This window comes from Rhodococcus sp. NPDC059179 (assembly GCF_042754885.1).
Classification (GTDB): domain Bacteria; phylum Actinomycetota; class Actinomycetes; order Mycobacteriales; family Mycobacteriaceae; genus Rhodococcus_G.
In genome coordinates, this window is sequence record NZ_JBHZBV010000003.1 from 55,264 (window position 1) to 75,798 (window position 20,535).

Here is a 20,535-nt window from a genome sequence, read left to right on the forward strand (position 1 = left end):
GGCCGCCGCGAAGCGTCACCTGAAGTCTCGCGATCTGCCTGCGGTCCGCAGATCCATCCGCTGCAGCCGATCCGCCACCACCGTCACCGCGCCCTCCGCGTTCTGCACCTTCCCCCGGACCAGGAGCGCGGGCGCGGTGTGCGCGAGCGTGCGGTACCGGGCCCACAGCCCCACCGAACAGACCACGTTCACCATCCCCGTCTCGTCCTCGAGGTTGATGAAGGTCACCCCGCCCGCGGTGGCCGGGCGCTGCCGGTGGGTGACCGCTCCCCCGACCAGCACCCGGTCGCCGTCGGGCACCGCCAGCAGACCCGATGCCGGGGTCACCCCGAGCGCGTCGAGCTGGGGTCGCAGGAATTCGGTGGGATAGGAGTCCGGGGACACCCCGGTCGCCCACACGTCCGCGGCCGCGAGCTCCACGTCACTCATCCCCGGCAGGGTCGGCGCGGCGGTCGAGGCACCCATGCCAGGCAGCCGGTCGGGCCGCTCTCCCGCGGCCGCCCCCGCCGCCCACAGCGCCTGTCGGCGGGACCCGGCGAAGCAGCCGAGCGCGCCCGCGGTGGCCAGCGACTCCGCCTGCGGGGTGGTCAGCTCCACCCTGCCGGTCAGGTCGAGCAGGGATGTGTAGGACCCACCCTCGCACCTGGCTGCCACGATCTTCTCTGCCAGCGCCGCCCCGATGTGCCGCACCTCCCCGAGGCCCAGTCGGACCTCCAGGCCGCCGCCCTCGAGGGTGGCGTGCGCCAGGCTGGCGTTCACGTCCGGCCCGTGCACCCGCACCCCATGTCTGCGGGCGTCGGCTACCAGCGACTGCGGGGAGTAGAACCCCATCGGCTGGGCCCGCAGCAGGCCGGCGCAGAAGGCCGCCGGATGGTGCAGCTTGAACCAGGCCGAATAGAACACCAGCGCGGCGAAGCTCTGCGAATGACTCTCCGGGAAGCCGAAATTCGCGAAGGCGTATAGCTTCTCGAAGATCCGATCGGCCACCTCCCCGGTGACCCCGTGCAGCTCACGCATCCCGTCGTAGAACCTGCCGCGGAGCCGTTCCATCCGCTCCGGCGACCGTTTGGATCCCATCGCCCGGCGCAGCTGGTCGGCCTCGGCCGCGGTGAACCCGGCCACGTCGACCGCCATCTGCATCAACTGTTCCTGGAACAGCGGCACCCCCAGGGTCCGTTCGAGGGCCTTCTCCAGCGACGGGTGGTCGTAGGTGACCGGCTCGATCCCGTTGCGGCGCCGGATGTACGGGTGCACGGAGCCACCCTGAATGGGGCCTGGCCGGATCAGTGCCACCTCCACCACCAGGTCGTAGAAAGTGCGCGGCTTCAGCCGCGGCAGGGTGGCCATCTGGGCGCGGGATTCCACCTGGAACACGCCGACCGAGTCGGCGCGCTGCAGCATCTCGTAGACCCCCTCTTCGGACAGGTCCAGCCTGGCCAGGTCCACTTCGATGCCGTTGTGCTCGGCGACCAGGTCGATCATGTAGTGCAGCGCCGAGAGCATGCCGAGCCCGAGCATGTCGAACTTGACCAGCCCCACCGCGGCGCAGTCGTCCTTGTCCCACTGCAGGACACTCCGATTCTCCATCCGCGCCCATTCCACCGGGCACACGTCGGCGATCGGCCGGTCGCAGATCACCATGCCCCCGGAGTGGATGCCGAGATGCCGGGGCAGGCCCTCGATCTGACCCGCGAGCTCCAGTACGGCAGGCGGAATGTCGGTCCCTGTCTCGTCTTTCACCCCGGTCCACCGGCTGACCTGCTTGCTCCACGCATCCTGCTGGCCCTGCGAGAAACCGAGCGCGCGAGCCATGTCCCGCACCGCCATCTTGCCGCGATAGGTGATGACGTTCGCGACCTGCGCCGCATAGGCGCGGCCGTAACGGTTGTAGACGTACTGGATCGCCTCCTCGCGGCGGTCCGATTCGATGTCGACGTCGATGTCGGGCGGGCCGTCCCGCTCGGGTGAGAGAAACCGCTCGAACAGCAGCTTGTTCCCCACCGGGTCGACGTTGGTGATGCCGATCGCGTAGCAGACCGCCGAGTTCGCCGCCGATCCCCGCCCCTGGCAGAGGATGTCGCTGCGATGGCAGAAAGACACGATGTCGTGCACCACCAGGAAGTATCCCGGGAACCCGAGCTGGGCGACGATCGCCAGCTCGTGTTCGATCTGCCGGTAGGCGTCGGGACGCTGCTCGGGGGTGCCGTAGCGCCGCCCGGCGCCCGCCATCGTCAGTTCCCGCAGCCAGCTGTCCTCGTCGTGGCCGGCTGGCACATCGAACGGCGGCAGCTCGGGCGCGATCAGCCGCAGGTCGAAGGCGCACTCGCGGCCCAGCTCCACCGCGCCCGGCACCGCGGTGGGATGCGCGGCGAACAGCCGGGCCATCTCCGCTCCCGACCGCAGGTGCGCACCACCGGTCGGCCCCAGCCATCCGGCCGCCTCGTCCAGGCTCTGCCTGGCGCGCACCGCAGCCATCGCCATGGCCAGGCGTCTGCGCGGAGGTCCGGCGAAATGTGCTGCGGTGGAGGCGATGACGGGCAGACCTGCCGCCGCGGCGAGCTCGGCCAGCGCGGCGTTGCGCTCGTCGTCCTCGGCCACGCCGTGATGGGTGAGCTCGACGGTGACGCGGTCCCTGCCGAACCTCTCGACCAGTCCGCGCAGCTCGGCCTCGGCCGCCGAGACGCCCCCCGAGTCGAGCGCCCTTCGCACGTGCCCCTTGCGGCAGCCGGTGAGGATCTGCCAGTGCCCACCGGCCGCCTCGGTCAGCGCGTCCAGGTCGTAGCGCGGCTTGCCCTTCTCGCCGCCCGCCAGGTGCGCTGCCGCGAGCTGCCGTGACAGCCGCCGGTATCCCTCCCGCCCGCGCGCCAGCACCAGCAGGTGGGTGCCTGCCGGGTCCGGAGTCCCGGTTCGCGGCCCCGCTGGTTGCACTGAATGCGCCGAGCCCGAATCGTGTGACGGCAGGGACAACTCGGCGCCGAAGACGGTGCGCATGTTCAGCTCCTTGGCCGCCTCCGCGAAGCGCACCACCCCGTAGAGCCCGTCGTGGTCGGTCAACGCGATCGCCTCGAGCCCCAGCCGTACCGCCTCCTCCACCAACTCCTCCGGCGGGCTCGCGCCGTCGAGAAAGCTGAAGGCCGAGTGTGCGTGCAGCTCCGCGTAGGGCACCGATGGGATCCCAGCCGTCAGGGCCGGAGCGATCGAACCCGCGTGATACTCCCCGCGCTTGCGGCTCCAGGCCGGGCTGTCGCTGCCGTCGCCGGGATACATCGCCTCCGGCGGGTTTCGTCCCGGCCGTCCGGAGAGCACCCGCTCCATCTCCGACCACGTCGGCGGCCCGTTTCCCCAGCCCATCGCGTCCACCTTCCCTGCCGCATCCGGCCACCGGGGAATCCCGGCGGCGATGCTCGAGCGGGGAAGTCGCATCGAACGTGTGTTCTATTATGTATCCGGGCGTGGCTCTCCGTCAACCCGGACGGAACCCGCCTGCAGACGACGGCTCCGGGGAGACGGGTCGCTCATGCTGACACCCGACGAAGATTCGTCTGGACCCGCACCGGTGTCACCGGCAACGGGTCGTCGGTCTCGCGCAGTTCGAGCTTCTTCAGCGGCCTCCGCAGCGAACGCGGCGCCCACCAGTTCCACCGCCCGGCCAGGTGCATGACCGCAGGCACCAGCAGCAGACGCACCAGGGTGGCATCGACGATCACCGCGATGGTGAGGCCAACACCGAGCATTCTCATCGGCGAGACCTCGCTGGTGATGATCCCGGCAAACACCACGGCCATGAGCAGCGCCGCGGCCGTGATCACTCGGCCACTCCGCGCGATCCCGATCGCGACCGCATCGTCGTTGTCGGCACCCGTCTTCGCGGATTTCTCCCATTCCTCCTTGAACCGGGTCAGGAGGAAGATCTCGTAGTCCATCGACAATCCGAAGGCGACGCAGAACAGCAGGACGGGGATCGTCGCGATGAGCACGCCGGTCGCAGCGGTCCCGAGTCCACCGAGGTGTCCTTCCTGGAAGATCCAGACCAACGAACCGAATGTGGCCGACAGCGACAGCACGTTGAGCAGGATTGCTTTCAGCGGGAGCACGACACTGCCGGTCAGCAGCATCAGCAGCAAGAAGGTCGTCACCACGATCCACGCGAGCGCAGGCGGGATGGCCCGAGCGATTCCCGAGACGGCGTCATTGTTCTGCTGCGCCAATCCCCCGAACAGGACCTCGGCAGGCGGCGGCACCGATCTGAGCTCCTCGAGCTGCCGCTTCCCCTCGCTCGAGTACGGGTCCAACGGGGTCGCCACGGTGAGGTGGGCGACGCCGCCCGCCAGCGATACCGGATTGCCCGGCCCGATCTCGCGGCCGTCGACGAAGGTGCCCGCGTACCCGGACACCGAGGTGACGCCCTCGACTCGCGAGAGCGCGGCGGAGTACTCCTCGACTCCGCCGCGCTGCACATTCCGCACCTCCGGAAGGACGATGGTGACCGCACCGGTGGCGTCCTCATCGAAACTCGTCCGCACTGCGTCACCGACGACATGGACATCGGTGCCGGAGGGCAGCACTCGGTCGTCGGGCAGCCCCATGCGGATGCCGAGGATCGGCAGCCCGAGCACTCCCAGGCTTGCCAGCACCGCCAGCGCCACGAGAACGGGTCGCCGTTGGGCTGCGCGAGTCGACCGGTACAGCAGCGAGGTCTCGATCGGTGCCCGGGCAGCGCGCCGCGGGCGGATTCGCTTGCCTGCCAGTGTCAGTAGGGCAGGCACACACGTCAGCGCCAACAGGACCGACAGGCCGACAACCGCAACTCCCGCGTACGCCATGGACCGAAGGAAGTACATGGGGAAGAACAGGGTGCCGATCAGCGACAGCGCAACCGTTGCTGCCGAGAAGACCACGGCCCGGCCTCCGTGCCGTAGTGCCCGTCTGATCGCGGTCGGCTCATCCGCACCGGAATCGATCTCTTCGCGGAATCGGCTGATGATCAGCAGCGAGTAGTCGATGGCCAGGGCGAGGCCGAGTGCCGTCGTCAGGTTCAGCGCGAAGACCGAGAGGTCGACGACGAAGGTCAATGCAGTGAGGATTGCCGTGGTGCCTACTATCGCGACCGCACCGGTGATCACCGGAATGATCGCTGCGACAAAGCTCTTGAGGAACCACAACAGCAGAAGAAGAGTGATGGGCACCGCGACCGCCTCGGCGATCATGAGGTCGCGAGCCGCCTGCTCATGGATCTCGTGGAACACCAGCGCCTGGCCGCCTGCCGTCACGGTGACGTCACCGAAGGTGCCGACGTATCGGTCGGCCAGCTCACGCGCTGCCGGTGGAGCGGTGTTGTCGTCACCGCGCACCGAGGCGATCACCACCCCGAGTTGCCCATCTGTGCTGATCAATCGGGGCGCGACCTCAGGGTTCGCCCACGGCGACATGACACCCTCGACCTCCGGGTCGGACGCCAGGCCCGAGGTGATGCTCTCGCCCCGATCACGCGCTGCGGGACTGTCGGTCCCCCGCGGCGATTCGACGGTGAAGATCAACTGCATGCCGCCGGTCTGAAACTCCTCGGCCATGATCTGTGCCGCCCGTGAGGATTCCGAATGCGGATCGAGGAACCCGCCGGACGACAGCGTGGACGTGACCTGTGACCCGGCGATCCCGCAGACGACGAATGCCAAGGCGGTGAGCGCGAGGACGACCTTGGGCGCACGCATCGCCAGGCGCGGCAGCACGTCGATCATGAGATGTCCCTCTGCGCGGGTCCGGCATTGTCCGACCGCGACGGATGCCACCGGACCGGGACCACCGAGTGGCCGCCAGGCAAGCGGATGTGGTCATCGACCGACCAGCCGAGAATGCTGCACATCTCGGCGACATCCGCTGACTTCGCCTCTCCGTAACACGGGGTTCCGTGTTCGCGTGCAATCCTCATCATCCGCTTGAACAGTGCCGCGCCGCCCCCGAGCGTCTCGGAACCGATGTAATAGAAGTAGAAGTACGGATCCTTGGGGTGACGTGCCTCGACGCATTCGAGGACGTTCAGCAGCCGCAGCGACGTCCTGGGGCCCGCCAACACCATCGCCGGTAGCCGCACCATCCACGACCACCACGGAAATCCCTTCTCGCCGTGTGGATATGCAATGATCACGCCGGTGATTCGCCCGTGGCTGCGGGTTGCGAGCACCAGTCCGCCATGTCTGCGGGCGATGGTCAGCTCACCCCGGAAGAATCTGTAGAGCGCACGTGCGGCGCGGGTCTCGCTCGCGGGTCTCACATCGGCCCAGATCCGGTCCGCACCGAACGCGGCCGAGAGCACGCGAGCGGCCTCCCCGAACAGCTCGGGGCCAATCTCGGTGGTCGAGTTCATATCGCTCCTACCTTCCTCATGGCATACATCCGCTAGCCGTGGGCGCCCGCCGACAGGACGTCGGCCTTGTCCGATGCGACTGACCGGCCTGCGGCGACGAGGTACACGGCGTGCTGCGAACGCGCGATGTGCGTGTTCCAGAAGGTCGGGTCGATACCACCGACTCCGGTGACTCCCAGTCCGTGACGCGCGCAGACCAGGTAGACGATCTGGCCGATGACCCCAGCACTGATGAGCAGCCGCTGGCGCCGGGCGTCGATCTCGCCCTCGTCACCGAACTCGGGGAGGCTGATGACGACGAAGGCATCGGCGCCGACAAGATTGTCCTGCCCTGCGAGCCCGTTCAGAAGGTCATTGTCGGTGACGGTGTCGAGGAGAGCTCTCCGCTCGACGACATGAATGCCGGGGACTTCGAGACGCAGATCCGCGAGCGCCTCCCGTGCGAGCGCGACGGCGCGGCGAAGAATCGCGTGCGCATCCGGCTTTCCGCTTCCTGCAACAAAGGTCTTGGCCGACTTCCGCTGGGGAAGGTGCGCGGCGAGGTCGCGGACCTCGCGTCCGAGTCCGTCGACGCCAATGGGGTGTGGCGGCGCCGGAGGATTCGTCCGGTCGACCGACCACTCGTACTCGCTGCGGCATTCCAGCTCACCCGTGTCGGTCGATACCAGGCTCCATCGCCGGGATGTGCTGGACGCGTGGGCCGCAATCAAGCCGGCCGCGAGCGGAACCCTGCCCTGCCCGAGCGCGCCGACGGTCACGCCGCCGGGCGATTCCCACCACCCGTGCCGTCGGCTGAGCAGCGCGAGGTTGAGGAGTGCGTGGCCGCTGTCCACGAGGTGATACAGGAACCCGCGCGGCCCATACCGTCGCATCGACAGCCAGGGCCTGCCCACCAGCAGTGCCAGGTACTCCGGTTCGTCGGTCGGAAAGTCGTCGCCGACCACCAGGCGGCGCCGGGCGAGGTCCACGAGTGCGGGCACACCACCGTCCCTGCGGCACAGGAGAACTTCGTATGGATAGATCGCCCCCGCCGACGGTGCGTGCCGGGCAACCGAATCACCACGTCGGCCGATCGCCTTCTCTATGTGCTCGATCGCCGTCGCCACCCGCCCTGTCAGGGGTGCTCGTCCGGTGACGTGCGGAACCGCGGGGTGGACGAGGTCGCCCCACTGGATAAGGGAGGTCTCCATCACAACCACTCCCCCACCTCGGGGTGAGTGCGGACTACCCGGCGGCGGGTGTGCTCCCAGTACGACCGCACGGAGAGGTCCGCATAGATGTACTCGCGTTTGGCCTCCACGTCGATCGGATCGGACACCCGGAAGGATCGTCCCGTCGCGAGAACGTCGAGGTGGAGCCTGCACACTCGCTCGAGGAGCAGCGCGAAGACCACCGCATGGCGCACGCTCTTACCCACGACGACGCTTCCGTGGTTGACCAGGAACACCCCCATACCGTCGTCGAGGCATCGGGCGATCTCGAGTCCCACGTCGAGGGTGAGCACGGTATTGCTTGTGCGGAGAAATCGATTGACCGAGCCCGCGAACAGCGCTCCCTCGTGGTTGATCTCCCGTATCGGCTCGTCCAATGCTCCGAAGACCAAGCATGCGGGGGCATGCGAATGGACGATGGCACCGACGTCGGCGCGCTGCGCGTAGATGGCCTGGTGAAGTGGAAGCTCCGGGGGCGCATGGGGATCGACAGGAGCATCCACGCCCGTGCCGGCACGAACAAAGGTGTCGGGTGTGGCCTCGTCGAAGCCGATCGTGGCACCCTTGATCATGAAGGTGGAATCCCCGGGTCGACGACACGAGATCTGGCCCTGGTTGAAGTCGTCGTGGCCGCCGTCCGAGAGCGCTCGTGAGCCGATGGACGCCTGGATCACAAGTGGTGATGCGTTCATGGTGTCGATTCCGCCTTGTCCTGGGATGTTCATGTCAGAGTCGGGAGACGATCGTCTGTCTCTGTATTTGGTTGGTGCCCTGCAGTATTTGGAGCAGCTTCGCTTCCCGCATCCACCGTTCGACCGCCTCGCCACGCTTGTATGCCGTGGCGCCGAGGACCTGGACGGCATCGGTGGTCACCTTCATCGCGGTGTCGGTCGCGAACAATTTGGCTTGCGCGCACAGCAGGGTCGCGGACGGCCCGCCCGTGTCGATCTCCCGGCACGCCAGGAGCAGAAGCTGCCGGGCCGCCTGCAACTGCGTCGCCATGTCTGCGAGCAGAAATGACACACCCTGATAGTTGATGATCTCCGACCCGAACTGTCGGCGACGCTTGGCGAACTCGACCGCCCTGTCCATGGCTGCCTGCCCCAGTCCGAGAGCGCAGGCCGCAAGTCCGATACGACCCTGGGTGAGTAGCAGTTCGGCGACGCGTGCGCCCCTGTTCAGCCGGCCCAGCATCCTCTCGGCCGGCACCGGGGTGTCGGTGAAGGTGATGTCCGCTGTTGGCAACGCCCCCGCTGCGAGTTTGGCGGCGGGCGGGCCGATCTCGATGCCGGGCGAGTCGGCATCCACGAGAAAGCAGGTGATTCCACCCATTCCGGCATCGGATGTCCGCGCGTAGACGTTGAGGAGACCGGCGATCGGTGCGTGGCCAACCCAGGTCTTTGTGCCCGACATCAGGAAACCGTCGCCCTCTCGACGGGCCGTGAGCGCGATGGCAGCGATGTCGGAGCCTGCATTGTCCTCGCCGATGCAGTTGGCGGCGAGAACTGATCCGGCCGCCAGACCGGGCCCCAGCGTCGCCAGCAGGGCAGGCGAACCGAAGCGGAAGACGGCGCAGGCCGCGAGGGTTTGGAGGTGGATCGATTCGGCGAGTGCCACCCATTCGTGCGCGATCGCCTCGACGGAAGTGCAGAAGAGCTGCGCCGGGTTCTCGAGCTCCCGCGGTGGATCGAGGATCAACCGTGCGATTCCGGTGCCCAGCAACTCACGAGCGAGTGCGTGTGGATACGTGCCATCGACCTCGTGCTGTTCGACGAGCGGAGTCGCTCGGGACAGGACCTCGGTGATGCCATCAAGGAACGCGGTACTACTGATCGTTGCGGTCTCGGTGCTCATGATTCACGCACCGAGTCGAGGCTCCCGAACAACTCCGCCGTGGTGTACATGCCCGGTTCCGCGGTTGCCAGGCGACCGCCGAGCGCGATCGCGCCGACGGCGGCGAGACGCAGATCCCGGACGGAGTGGGAGAGCTCGTATGTTTCGGACAGGCAGGTCAGAACCACGCGATGGTCGCTGACACGCGCGCCGTACCTCTCGGAGATGGTGGTGGTGGATGCCGGGAGTCCGTCCGCCAGAACCACAGCGGTGGCGGACGGTGCGTCCCGCTTGGTGGTGGGATGCCTTTCGATGACCGTGGACTCCACGTCGATGCCGATGGAACCGATCAGGGCGACCGCGGTCCGGACGTTCTGCTCCTGAATCCAGTGCAGCGGGCTGAGATTGGCGGCCACTACCACGGGCACCTCGGCCGCGAGCCGCTGGAGCTCTCGGCGGTCCTCGGCGGTCAGGCCGGAGGCGCAGTACACAAGGGCGCACCTGGTCCGGCGGCAGTAGTCGAGCGTGTCGGGCAGTGCCTCAACGCAACTCGCGTCGACGATGACTGCCGGATCCTGCGGCCCGGCGGTCCATTCGGAACGCGTTGCGACCGTCGCGACGGTGACGCCGACCTCGGCGCAGAGCTCCGCCACGGCGGAACCCAGGCGCCCGGTGACTCCGACGATCCCGATCGGGGCGTCACACAAGGGGTGCAACATTGCGTTCCCCGAGGTAGGCGGCGATGGCCGACACTGTCGTCATGGAATCCAGCTCGGTTTCGAGATCGACTTCCACCCCGTACTTGATCTCGATCGAATCGATCAGGCGCAGAAACGACAGCGAGGTCATTCCGTGCTCGGCGAACGTTCCGCCCGACCGGGCGAGCTCCGCGGAGATCGTCCCCTCGGTGGCCGCCGCGACCAGATCGGCGATCTCGATCGCAAAGTGTTGTTCTGCAATGGCGTTCATCCCACCGCGCTCCTCTGGTTGTCGAATTCCTTCGTCAAGATGGCCGCCGCCTCGGCGAACCTGACCTTTCCTGTGTTTCCCCTGGGGAGTCGGTCGACGGAAACGATCACCTCCGGGATCTTGAACGGCGCGATCACGCCGGACAGATATCGACGGAGTTCACGCGGGTCGATCCCGTCTTCGGTTTCGATCACCGCCCCGACGCAGTCCCTTCCGCTCGGCGCCTGGATTTGCGTCACCCAGCAGTCCGTGACGCGGGTGTGACCACGCAACGCGTGTTCGACCGACTCGACGCTGAACTTCTTTCCGCCGATGTTCAGGATCGGAGTGGTCCTTCCCCGGATATACAGCTCGCCGTCGACGATCGCGCCGGTGTCGGAGGTGATGTAGTACCCGTCGGGGGTGAGATGGCGTTCGAATTCCCCCGGATAGTTCAGGTACTTCGTCCCCATCGACGTCGAATGCACACAGAAGACGGAACCGCCGCCGGGTCCGCGGGGTTCGGACCGCACTTCCACATTCGGGAGCAGCCGACCCTGAGACTTTCCGCTTCCGCCTTTGTCGTGGAAGGTGATCGGCCCGGTTTCCGCTACCCCGTAGTAGTCGGCGATGGGTCCGGACAATCTCCTGACGTGTTCGGACACCTCCTCGGACAGCGGCGCGGCCGAGGACAGGCGGAGCCTGATGTTCGCCAGCGCGTCTCTGGTGTCGGCTGGCACGTCGTCGAGCGCGTAGGCGAGGAGTCGCTCGTACGCCGCAGGGAACGCGGTCACGATCGTCGGCCGGACCGTGGCGATGTGACGGAGGATGTTGCCCGCGGTGGGTAGGCCTGTCGGCAGGATCAGGCCGGCCCCGGTCAGGAGCGCCGGAAGGAGCGCGGTGTTGAAAGCCAGCCCGTTGTACAGGCCTGCGAAGCAGAGGATGCGGTCGCGGCGGCCCGTACCGCTGGCACCGATCCAGGTTCGGGCAGCGTTCAGGACCGCCGTCCCCGAGAATTCGATGCAGCCTGGCGTCCTGGTGGACCCGGAGGTGAGCCGGCAGATCTCGGTGGCCGGGTCGGTGGGAGGCCGCGGGGCGGTCGCATCCCGGCCGGTCGCCCACAACTGGGCGTGCAGACCCAGCGCCGTGCCGTTTTCGCCGGTGCGGTCGCCGACGATGTAGTCGATTCCACACCCGGCCGACAGGACGCCGATCTCGTTCTGCGTGAGTGCCGGGTCCGCGAGAATGGGCAGATGTCCCCCCGCGAGAATCGACAAGAGAATGGGTACGTAGTCCGCGCGGTTTTTCAGGGCGATCAGTATTCGCGCATCCGGGTGCCTGATCGCTTTCTCGACGACCACCGACATCTCCTCCGCGTCGACCGCGAGTTCGGCGAAGCTTCTCGGCGCTCGCGCCGTGCCGATTAGTGCCGTCGGGAACAGGTGGAGCGCCTCGACCAGGCTTTCGTGGAGCGACATTCGTTCTCCTTGCATCGGGCGGGAGGTCGACTCAGGTCGGTTCGGCGAATTGCTGAGATGAAATACAATTCTGTGCGCGAATTCCCCGCGGGCATATGCCCCCTGGGAGGGGATTCCCTCACACCCGCCGCCGCTCAACAGTCGCGATCCACCCCCAGCGGAGCAGCGCCGTCCACCGCAGAATCGATTCCGAAATCTGTTGCAGTCCAATCTTTTCGGGCGTGATCACACGCCGATCGGACACCCGGGTCAGCCGGTCAACGCTTCACGCGATGAGCACCGCGGCCCCGGTCACCCGTCCCTCCCGCAGGTCGGTCAGCGCTCGGTCGGCCTCGTCGAGTCCGTAACCCATCGCCTGGACCACGAGCCGGTGCTCGCCCGCAAAGGCCAGGAACTCGCGAGCGTCGGCGCGGGTGTTGGACGTGACCGACCGCAGCGATCGCTCCTGGAACAGGTGCCGCTGATAGTTCAGCCGCGGGATGTCGGACAGGTGGATGCCAGCGACGGCCAGCGTGCCGCCCCGGTCGAGTGCCGCCAGCGCGGGCGGCACCAACTCCCCGGCCGGGGCGAAGAGGATCGCCGAGTCCAGCGGCACCGGCGGTGGATCCGTTGCGCCCTGCGCCGAGGACGCGCCGAGTTCGAGCGCCCGCGCCCGCGCGCGCTCCCCCCTCGTCATCACGTGGACCTCGACGCCCCGAGCCAACGCGACCTGCGCCGCGAGGTGGGCGCTGCCGCCGAAGCCGTAGATGCCCAGGCGCCCGCCCGCCGGGACCTCCGCGCACAGCAAGGCCCGGTAGCCGATGATCCCTGCGCACAGCAGCGGCGCCAGCTCCTCGTCCAGGTAGCCGTCGGGCAGCCGGTGCGTGAACGCGGCAGGCACGGTGGCGAACTCCGCGTACCCGCCGTCGACGTCCCATCCGGTGTACCGCGAGTGCGGGCAGAGGTTCTCCCGCCCACGGCGGCAGTACCGGCACTCGCCGCAGGTCTGCCGGAGCCACCCGATACCGACCCGGTCGCCGAGACCGAACTCCGAGCCCGCCTCGTCGCCCCAGGCGACGACCTCACCCACGGCCTCGTGGCCGGGCACCACGTTGCGGCGGTGCACCGGCAGGTCGCCCTCGGCCACGTGCAGGTCGGTCCGGCAGACCCCGCACACCCGCACCCGAACCAGCAGCTCCGCCGGGCCGGGCTCCGGCACCGGCATCGCCGCGAGTTCCAGCGGCCGGCTGCGGATCGGCCCCGGCTCGCGGACCCGCCATCCCGACATGACATCCGGAATGTCCATGGCTCCACTCTCCGCGTTTGGGCTGCCCGGCACCAGAGGAGGCCGCCACCGGGCCATCGGTAGAGTCGGGGCGCATCCGACCCCTCGATCCGAGAGAGCCACCTATGACGCGCTGGGCCAGATTCGTCGTCTCCCGGAAATGGTGGGTGCTGATCCTCACGGTGCTCGTCGTCGTGATCAGCGGCCTCTGGGGCCTCGGGGTGTTCGGCAAGCTCAGCCAGGGCGGCTACATCGACCCGAACAGTGAAGCCGCACAGGTCACCTCGCTGGTGAACGAGAAGCTCGGCCCGCAGTCTCCTGACATCGTGGCGATCTACACCGCGCCCGAGGGCAAGACCCTCGCGGACATCGGCCCCGAGGTCGAGGCGAACCTGGCGAATTTCCGCAATGAGGTGCCCACCCGCGCCACCGCCTCGTACTGGTCCGTCGACCCGGCCACCGCGAAGCTGATGACCTCGAACGACGGCACGAAGGCCCTCGCAACGATCACCATCGACTGGGACGGGGGCGCGAAGTTCTCCGAGTTCGGCAAGATGACCGAGGCACTCACCCCGCCCGGCATCGACACCGAGTTCGCGGGCGGCACCGTCGTCGGGCACTCGTTCAACGTCCACCTGCAACGGGACCTGTTGCGCGCGGAGGCGATCGCGCTGCCGATCACCCTGTTGCTGCTCGTGGTCATCTTCGGCACGGTCACGGCCGCGGCCGTTCCCGTCTTCGTCGGGATGCTCGCGGTACTCAGCGCGCTGGCCATCCTGCGGCTGCTCACCTCGGTCACCGAGGTCAGTTCGTTCTCGATCAACGTGGCCTCCCTGCTTGGCCTCGGCCTGGCGATCGACTACGGCCTGTTCATCGTCAGCCGCTTCCGCGAGGAGCTGGCGTCGGGGGCCGAACCAGGAGCCGCGGTCCGCCGGACGGTCGACACGGCCGGACGCACCGTGATGTTCTCCGGGTTGCTGCTGGTCTGCGCCTTCGCCGGCATGCTGGTGTTCCCGCAGGCGATCATCCGCTCGCTCGGTTTCGGGGCGATCGCCGCCGTGACCGGTGCCGCGGTGCTCTCCCTCACCGCCGTGCCCGCGCTGCTCGCGGTCCTCGGCCACCGGATCAACTCGCTCGCATGGCGCCAGGGAACCGTCGAACGCGGCGAGGAACGGGCCCGCCGGTTCTGGGGCGATGTGGTCACCAAGGTGATGCGCAGGCCGATCGCCGTCGCGGTGACCATCACCGCCGGGCTGCTGGTGCTGGCCTCGCCGCTGCTCGGCGCGAGCCTCGGCGAGGTGACCTACACCGCGCTGCCGCCCGACGATCCGGCCCGAACCGCGGCACAGACCCTGTCCACCGAGTTCCCCACCACCGGCGAGGCCGCGACGGTGCTGGTGCGCGGCGACAACGGGAACCCACCCACCACCGCCCAGCTCAGCGACGTCGGTGCACAGGTACGGGCCCTCGACGGCGTCGCCGCGGCCCGGATGGTCTCGGCCGCCGACGATTTCGCGATCCTGACCGCCAACTACGCGGAGGGGCACTCCCCCAGCGACACCGTGCGCGACCTGCGTGCCATCGAGGCCCCGGACGGCGTCGACGTGATGGTCGGCGGCGGCACCGCCCTCGTCGACGACGGCAACGCCGCGGTCACCGCGAAGCTGCCGCTGATGCTCGCGATCATGGTCGGCTCCACCCTGGTGCTGCTGTTCCTCGCCTTCGGATCCGTGGTGCTGCCGATCAAGGCGGTGGCCATGGCCGGCCTCAGCATGGCCGCCACCTTCGGGGTGCTGACCTGGATCTTCCAGGACGGCAACGGCGCGGACCTGATCGGCGTGACCCCGGCCCCGCTGGAGGCGACCTTCGTGGTCCTGATCCTCGCCGTGGTGTTCGGACTGTCCACCGACTACGAGGTGTTCCTCATGTCGAGGATGGTCGAGGCGAGGACGAACGGGGCGAGCACCGAGGAGTCCGTGCGGTTCAGCGCCGAGCGGACCGGCCGGATCGTCACCACCGCCGCGGCGCTCCTGATCGTCGTGACCGGCGCCTTCACCATCTCCGGCCTGTCGATCATGCGGTTCCTCGGCATCGGCATGATCCTGGCGCTGATCATCGATGCCACCGTCGTGCGGATGCTGCTGGTGCCGTCGCTGGTCAAGCTGATGGGCGAGGCGAACTGGTGGGCGCCCGCGTGGATGCGCAAGGTGCACCAGAAGGTCGGCATCGGGCACTGAACCCACCCGGCGTCAGGCCTTCCGCGCGTTCTTACTTTGGAGTAAGTTAACTGGCGTAGCCCTAGCCAGGAGGCCTAGCCGATGTCGACCTACATCGTGACCGGCGGGACCGGGTTCCTCGGCCGCAACGTGCTCGCCTTGTTGCTGCGCCGCGACCCCGACGCGCAGGTGCACGTGCTGGTCCGACCGGCCTCGGCGGCCCGGCTCGAGCGTCTGGCCGCCGGATGGGACGGGGGCGACCGCGTGCACCCGCTGATCGGCGACCTCACCGAACCGGGGCTCGGTCTGGACGCGCCACCGCCCACCGCCGATCACCTCCTGCACCTCGGCGCGATCTACGACATGACCGCGGGCGAGGAGCAGGCGAGCACCAACGTCGACGGCACCCGGTCGGTCATCGAGCTCGCCCGGCACACCGGCGCGACCCTGCACCATGTCTCCTCCATCGCGGTCGCGGGCGATCACCGGGGCACCTTCACCGAGGACGACTTCGACCTCGGCCAGGGCTTCACCACCGCCTATCACCGCACCAAGTTCGAGGCCGAGCGGCTCGTCCGCGAGGCTCCGGGCCTGAGCTGGCGGATCTACCGGCCCTCCGCGGTCGTCGGCGACTCGACCACCGGCCAGATGGACAAGATCGACGGCCCGTACTACCTCTTCCCCGCCATCGCCGGGCTCGCCAGGCTGCCGTCCCGACTTCCTGTGGCCGTGCCGCGTCTGGGCGCCACCAACCTCGTCCCGGTCGACTACGTGGCCAAGGCCATCGTCGCGCTGATGCTCGCACCTGGCCGCGATGGCGAGGTGTTCCACCTGGTCAACCCCGAGCCGCAGCCGATGCGCGAGGTGTATGCGGCCCTCGCGGATGCCTCGGGTGCCCCGCGTCCGGTCGCCGACCTGCCCGGCCTGGTCGCCGCGCCGGTGATGCATCCGCCGCTGCGCAGCGTCAAGGCCGCCAGGAACGTGGTGCTGGGCCGGCTCGGCATCCCGCCGGTCATCATCGACCACCTGACGCTGCCGACCGTCTTCGACTCCGCCAAGACCCAGGCTGCGCTGCGTGGCACCGGAATCACGGTGCCGCCCTTCGGTTCCTACGCGGGCGTCCTGTGGTCCTACTGGGAGCGCAACCTCGACCCGGATCGCAATCGCCGCGCCGACCCGGCCGGTCCGCTGGTCGGCAGGCACGTGATGATCACCGGCGGGTCGTCGGGCATCGGACGAGCCGCCGCGCATGCCGTCGCCGCGAAGGGCGCGACCGTGCTGCTACTGGCCCGCGGCGCCGACGAACTCGAGGCGACCGTGGCCGCGATCCGCGCCGAGGGCGGCGCCGCGTTCGGCTACCCCTGCGACATCACCGACGGCGACGCCGTGGCCCAGACCATCAAGACCATCCTCGATGAACACGACCACGTCGACATGCTGGTCAACAACGCCGGCCGCTCGATCCGCCGCGGCGTGTTCGCCTCGACCGACCGCTTCCACGACTACGAGCGCACCATGGCGGTGAACTACTTCGGGGCGGTCCGGCTGATCCTCGCGCTGCTCCCGCAGATGCGCGAGCGCGGCTTCGGTCACGTCGTGAACATCAGCACGGCCGGAGTGCAGGGCCGCACGCCGCGCTTCTCCGCCTACGTCGCGAGCAAGTCCGCGCTCGACGGGTTCACCGACACCGTTGCCGCCGAGACACTCTCGGCAGGTATCACCTTCACCACGATCCACATGCCGCTGGTCCAGACGCCGATGATCGCGCCGTCGGGGAAGGCCAACATCGGCAGGGTGATCAGCCCGGAGAAGGCCGCCGCGATGGTGGTTCGGGGGCTGGTCGAGCGGCCCAAACGGATCGACGACCCGATGGGCACGCTCGGCGAGTTCGGGCACATGTTCGCCCCCGGCGTCAAGGATCAGATGCTGCACCAGATGTACCGGGCGTACCCGGACTCCCCCGCCTCGAAGGGCGAGTCCGACGAGGCGACCACCGAGCCGGACGCCGTCGCGCGGGACCAGCAACCTGGCCGCCGGAGGTCCACCGCATCGAAGGTCGGCAGGCGGCTCGCGCGCCTGGTCCCCGGCACCCACTGGTGACGCGGGGCGCGGTCAGCGCGGACGGATCAACGCCTGCGCCACGATGACCCGGTCCCCGTCGAAGGTGACCGCGGGCGAGCCGTGCAGGTCGTAGCCGGCGTCGAGGGCGGCGCTGACCCGCAGGCAGAACTCGGCGTCGTCGGGCCCGGTGAGGACGCGGTACCGCGGCAGTTCACTGTTGTCGGACATGCGGTCCAGTGTCCCAGGGCCCGCGGCGATCACGCGGCAAGCGGCCGCACCGATTCCGCCACCAACGCGACCACGGCCTTCGACGCGGCGCCGCAGCTCGGCGGGCGCGGGTCCAGTTCGGTCCGGGACAGCTCCACCGTCCAGGCCCTCCCGTCGCGATGGCGGACCACCGGCATCGGGCCGGACTCGTCCACCACGAGATCGGAGTCGCTCGCCGAAACCTGCTCCCGCACCGCGATCTCCGCGACCTGCCCTGGCGCGTCCCAGCAACTGCGGCCGCGTAGGCCCTCGAGTTGGACCTCGCCGCGGCCGGCCGCGATCACCGCCTCGGCGCTCTGCTGCGCACCGAGCCGCCCATAGGTGTACCCGGTCGGGAGCAGGATCATCGACGGCGCGAACCGGTGACCACCGGTGTGCGAGCACTCCCACACCGAATCCCCGAACCGCGCGGACAGCTCCGCCGCGATCGGCCTGCCGAGCACTGCGCAGCACACGTCGCGCTTGCCGTGCGCGCACACCAGGATCACCGGATCGGTCACCGGCCTGCCGATCCCCGGTGAGGACGCGGGCAGGTCGAGATCGAGGTCCAGCAGCGCGGCGGGATCGGACACCTCGAGCCGCTCGCACCAGGCGCCGGACGGATCCGAGCGCCCGATCAGCACGGTGCGCCTGCTCGGTGGCGCAGTCACCCGCCCGGGCCTGCGGATCAGGAGCAGCCGTACCCCGGCTGCCTCGGTCCGTCGCTCCAGTTCCTTGGACAGCTCGGTCCCGAGCGCCTCGCCGCCGAGCACGTCGCGCCCCCAGGCACCGGGGTGTTCGAGGCACAGCCAGCCGGTGACGTGCGCCGCGGTCCCCGGCAGCGGTTCGTCCGTCTCGGACAGCGCGGAGCAGGTCGGCGCGGTGGCTGGGTCGGTCACCCGACCATTGTGCCCGCGTCGTCACTCATGGATCTTCTTGCCCTCGGCAAACATCTGCACGAACTTCTCGATCCGGCGGGCGCGGGTCTCTGGCTTCTTCGCGTCCTGTAGCCGGTAGAAGACCGCGAAGCGGTTGACCTTGTTCAGGGTTCCGAAGAACTCCTCGGCGACGGGGACTCGAGCCAACGCGTCCAGGAAGTCCTGCGGCACGGTTGCGGTGGACTGGCCCTCGTAGGCCCGCTCCCAGCGGCCGTCCGCCCTGGCCGCCTCGATCTCCGCCAGCCCCGACGGATGCACCAGTCCCTCCGCGACCAGACGCTCGGCCTTCTCCCGGTTCCGCTTCGACCACGGGCTGCGCCTGCGCCGAGGGGTGAAACCGCGCAGCGAGAAGTCGTCGTCACACTTGCGGGCCTGACCGTCGATCCAGCCGAAGCACAGCGCGACCTCGACGGCCTCGTCCCAACTGGGGCTGGTCTGGGCCGACCCCTTCTTCGCGAGCTTGAGCCAGATGCCGGGTGAGCTGTCGTGGTGCACGGCCAGCCACTGGCGGAAGCTCGCCTGGTCCGGGAAGTGCTCGATGCTGCGTTCGACTGCCATTGCCCAACCGTAGGCGGCGACCACGACAGGGTCTTGAACAAACGCGCCCGCTACCGGCGGTCGGTCGCCATGCCCGCCCACACCCGCACGAAGCCCTGGGACAGGTACGCGAGCGCGCCGATACTCAGCACCCACTTGGTGATGCTGACCGTCGAGGTCGCGCGCACCACCGGGTCCGTGATGCGGTCGCGATGGTCGAGCAGATACAGGTCGACCACGTTCTCCACGTAGTCCGCGGCGGCGGAGACGACCGGTGCCGCGTACAGGACCCGGCGGGTGGTCGGGGACATCTCGGTGAGCTGGCCGAGCCGTTTGGCCCCAGTGCACAACGCCACCGCGTAGATCGCCGGGTGCACCATGTCGGGTCCGAAATGACTGCGGAACCGGGCGGTCTCCGCCTCGTCCATGCTGTCGAGGACGTCCCGGTAGGCCCGCGCGGACATCGCGGTCTGGGTCTTGAGGAGCTTGGGCGCGGCGGGGCCGAGCAACCGCGCGATATTGGCCTGCGAGAGCAGATACGCGGCGGACCAGCCGATGAGCTTGCCGTCGAGCGCAGTCATTGTCATATCCCGATCGTAGGATCGATGGCGATGACAAAGTCGACCCCACCCCACGGCACACCGGAGGCGGTGCTGCACCCCGACGAGGCCGCCGGGAGATTCACCGTCGCGCGGCGGCACCCCCGAGAGTCGCTGCGCCCCTTTGTCGAGTACATCTGGATCGTGCACTGGTCCGTCGACGGGGCGCACGAACAGCAGGTGCTGCCGCAACCGAAGATCCACCTCGCAGCCGAGGACGGTCGGCTGCTCGTGCACGGGGTGAGCCGCGATCCGTTCAGCCGCAAGCTGTTGGGGACCGGGCACGTGATCGGCGTGGCGTTCCGGGCGGGCGGGTTCCGGCCGTTCCTGCGTTCGAGCGTCGGCGCGCTCGAGGGCACCGTGCTGCCCGCCGGGCAGATCCTCGGTCACGACGACGCACCGGTCGCGGCGGCGGCCCTCGCCACGGTGGACGACGACGAGATGACCGCACTCGTCGAGGACTACCTCGAATCCGTTCGACCGGAACCGGATCCGTCCACCGAGACAGTGGCCGCCCTGATGGAACGGATCGACAGCGACCCGAACATCCACCGGGTCGACGAGGTGGCCGCGCTGGCCGGGATCAGCGTGCGCAGCCTGCAGAGGATGTTCACCGAGTACGTCGGAATCGGACCCAAGTGGGTGATCCAGCGCCACCGCCTGCTCGACGCCGCCGAGCGGGCACACAGCGGGCAACCGGTGGTGTGGACGGAACTGGCCGAGCGGTTGGGGTTCAGCGACCAGGCGCACCTGATCCGGGCGTTCACCGCGGCGGTCGGGACCTCGCCCGCAGCGTACGCGCGGCAGATCGGCGGCCGGTCGGAGCCGCGCGGGTAGGTG

17 protein-coding genes are annotated in these 20,535 nt (G+C 68.8%); 3 read left to right on the forward strand and 14 right to left on the reverse strand.

What is annotated here, in order from left to right:
* Positions 1–15 precede the first annotated feature (15 nt).
* The 10 genes from ACFXMV_RS08595 to ACFXMV_RS08640 form a co-directional block, all read right to left on the reverse strand.
* Positions 16–3,351 (reverse strand): error-prone DNA polymerase, encoded by a 3,336-nt coding sequence (locus ACFXMV_RS08595; RefSeq protein WP_378501130.1) that lies wholly within the window; start codon positions 3,349–3,351, stop codon positions 16–18.
* Between the two features lie 164 nt (positions 3,352–3,515).
* Positions 3,516–5,738, reverse strand: a complete 2,223-nt coding sequence (locus ACFXMV_RS08600) for an MMPL family transporter (protein WP_378503088.1) — start codon at positions 5,736–5,738, stop codon at positions 3,516–3,518.
* Entirely contained in the window at positions 5,735–6,364 is a 630-nt protein-coding gene (locus tag ACFXMV_RS08605) for a hypothetical protein (protein WP_378503087.1), read from the reverse strand. The genes ACFXMV_RS08600 and ACFXMV_RS08605 overlap by 4 nt, the downstream gene beginning before the upstream one ends.
* A gap of 32 nt (positions 6,365–6,396) precedes the next feature.
* Positions 6,397–7,554: a hypothetical protein gene (locus ACFXMV_RS08610; protein WP_378503086.1), complete on the reverse strand. Its 1,158-nt coding sequence runs from the start codon at positions 7,552–7,554 to the stop codon at positions 6,397–6,399.
* Positions 7,554–8,267 carry a class II aldolase/adducin family protein gene (locus ACFXMV_RS08615; protein ID WP_378501309.1) on the reverse strand — a complete coding sequence of 238 codons (714 nt, stop codon included), beginning with the start codon at positions 8,265–8,267 and terminating at the stop codon, positions 7,554–7,556. Before ACFXMV_RS08615 ends, ACFXMV_RS08610 begins: the two co-directional genes overlap by 1 nt.
* Before the next feature lie 34 nt (positions 8,268–8,301).
* Positions 8,302–9,429, reverse strand: a complete 1,128-nt coding sequence (locus tag ACFXMV_RS08620; RefSeq protein WP_378501308.1) for an acyl-CoA dehydrogenase family protein — start codon at positions 9,427–9,429, stop codon at positions 8,302–8,304.
* Positions 9,426–10,127 (reverse strand): dihydrodipicolinate reductase C-terminal domain-containing protein, encoded by a 702-nt coding sequence (locus ACFXMV_RS08625; protein WP_378503085.1) that lies wholly within the window; start codon positions 10,125–10,127, stop codon positions 9,426–9,428. Before ACFXMV_RS08625 ends, ACFXMV_RS08620 begins: the two co-directional genes overlap by 4 nt.
* The gene (locus tag ACFXMV_RS08630) at positions 10,108–10,377 is read right to left on the reverse strand and encodes an acyl carrier protein (protein WP_378501306.1); all 270 of its coding nucleotides are present in this window, start codon (positions 10,375–10,377) and stop codon (positions 10,108–10,110) included. The genes ACFXMV_RS08625 and ACFXMV_RS08630 overlap by 20 nt, the downstream gene beginning before the upstream one ends.
* Entirely contained in the window at positions 10,374–11,834 is a 1,461-nt protein-coding gene (locus ACFXMV_RS08635; RefSeq protein ID WP_378501305.1) for a class I adenylate-forming enzyme family protein, read from the reverse strand. Before ACFXMV_RS08635 ends, ACFXMV_RS08630 begins: the two co-directional genes overlap by 4 nt.
* 265 nt (positions 11,835–12,099) lie before the next feature.
* Positions 12,100–13,101, reverse strand: a complete 1,002-nt coding sequence (locus ACFXMV_RS08640; RefSeq protein WP_378503131.1) for a zinc-binding alcohol dehydrogenase family protein — start codon at positions 13,099–13,101, stop codon at positions 12,100–12,102.
* A 122-nt stretch (positions 13,102–13,223) separates the two neighbouring features.
* On the opposite strand from ACFXMV_RS08640, the gene ACFXMV_RS08645 reads away from it, so the two are divergent.
* Positions 13,224–15,335, forward strand: coding sequence for an MMPL family transporter (locus tag ACFXMV_RS08645; protein ID WP_378501810.1), 2,112 nt, complete (start codon positions 13,224–13,226; stop codon positions 15,333–15,335).
* An 81-nt stretch (positions 15,336–15,416) separates the two neighbouring features.
* Positions 15,417–17,414: an SDR family oxidoreductase gene (locus ACFXMV_RS08650; protein WP_378613072.1), complete on the forward strand. Its 1,998-nt coding sequence runs from the start codon at positions 15,417–15,419 to the stop codon at positions 17,412–17,414.
* 12 nt (positions 17,415–17,426) lie between these two features.
* On the opposite strand, the gene ACFXMV_RS08655 is transcribed toward ACFXMV_RS08650, so the two are convergent.
* From ACFXMV_RS08655 to ACFXMV_RS08670, 4 genes are read right to left on the reverse strand one after another with little or no spacing between them, the layout of a single operon-like run.
* Positions 17,427–17,603 (reverse strand): DUF1737 domain-containing protein, encoded by a 177-nt coding sequence (locus ACFXMV_RS08655; protein WP_378500440.1) that lies wholly within the window; start codon positions 17,601–17,603, stop codon positions 17,427–17,429.
* Positions 17,604–17,632: 29 nt separating this feature from the next.
* The gene (locus ACFXMV_RS08660) at positions 17,633–18,520 is read right to left on the reverse strand and encodes a sucrase ferredoxin (RefSeq protein ID WP_378500441.1); all 888 of its coding nucleotides are present in this window, start codon (positions 18,518–18,520) and stop codon (positions 17,633–17,635) included.
* Between the two features lie 21 nt (positions 18,521–18,541).
* Complete coding sequence (locus ACFXMV_RS08665) at positions 18,542–19,117, reverse strand: YdeI family protein (protein WP_378500442.1); 576 nt, start codon at positions 19,115–19,117, stop codon at positions 18,542–18,544.
* 50 nt (positions 19,118–19,167) lie between these two features.
* Complete coding sequence (locus ACFXMV_RS08670) at positions 19,168–19,683, reverse strand: hypothetical protein (protein WP_378500443.1); 516 nt, start codon at positions 19,681–19,683, stop codon at positions 19,168–19,170.
* A 24-nt stretch (positions 19,684–19,707) separates the two neighbouring features.
* On the opposite strand from ACFXMV_RS08670, the gene ACFXMV_RS08675 reads away from it, so the two are divergent.
* Complete coding sequence (locus ACFXMV_RS08675; RefSeq protein ID WP_378500444.1) at positions 19,708–20,532, forward strand: DUF6597 domain-containing transcriptional factor; 825 nt, start codon at positions 19,708–19,710, stop codon at positions 20,530–20,532.
* Positions 20,533–20,535: the final 3 nt, after the last annotated feature.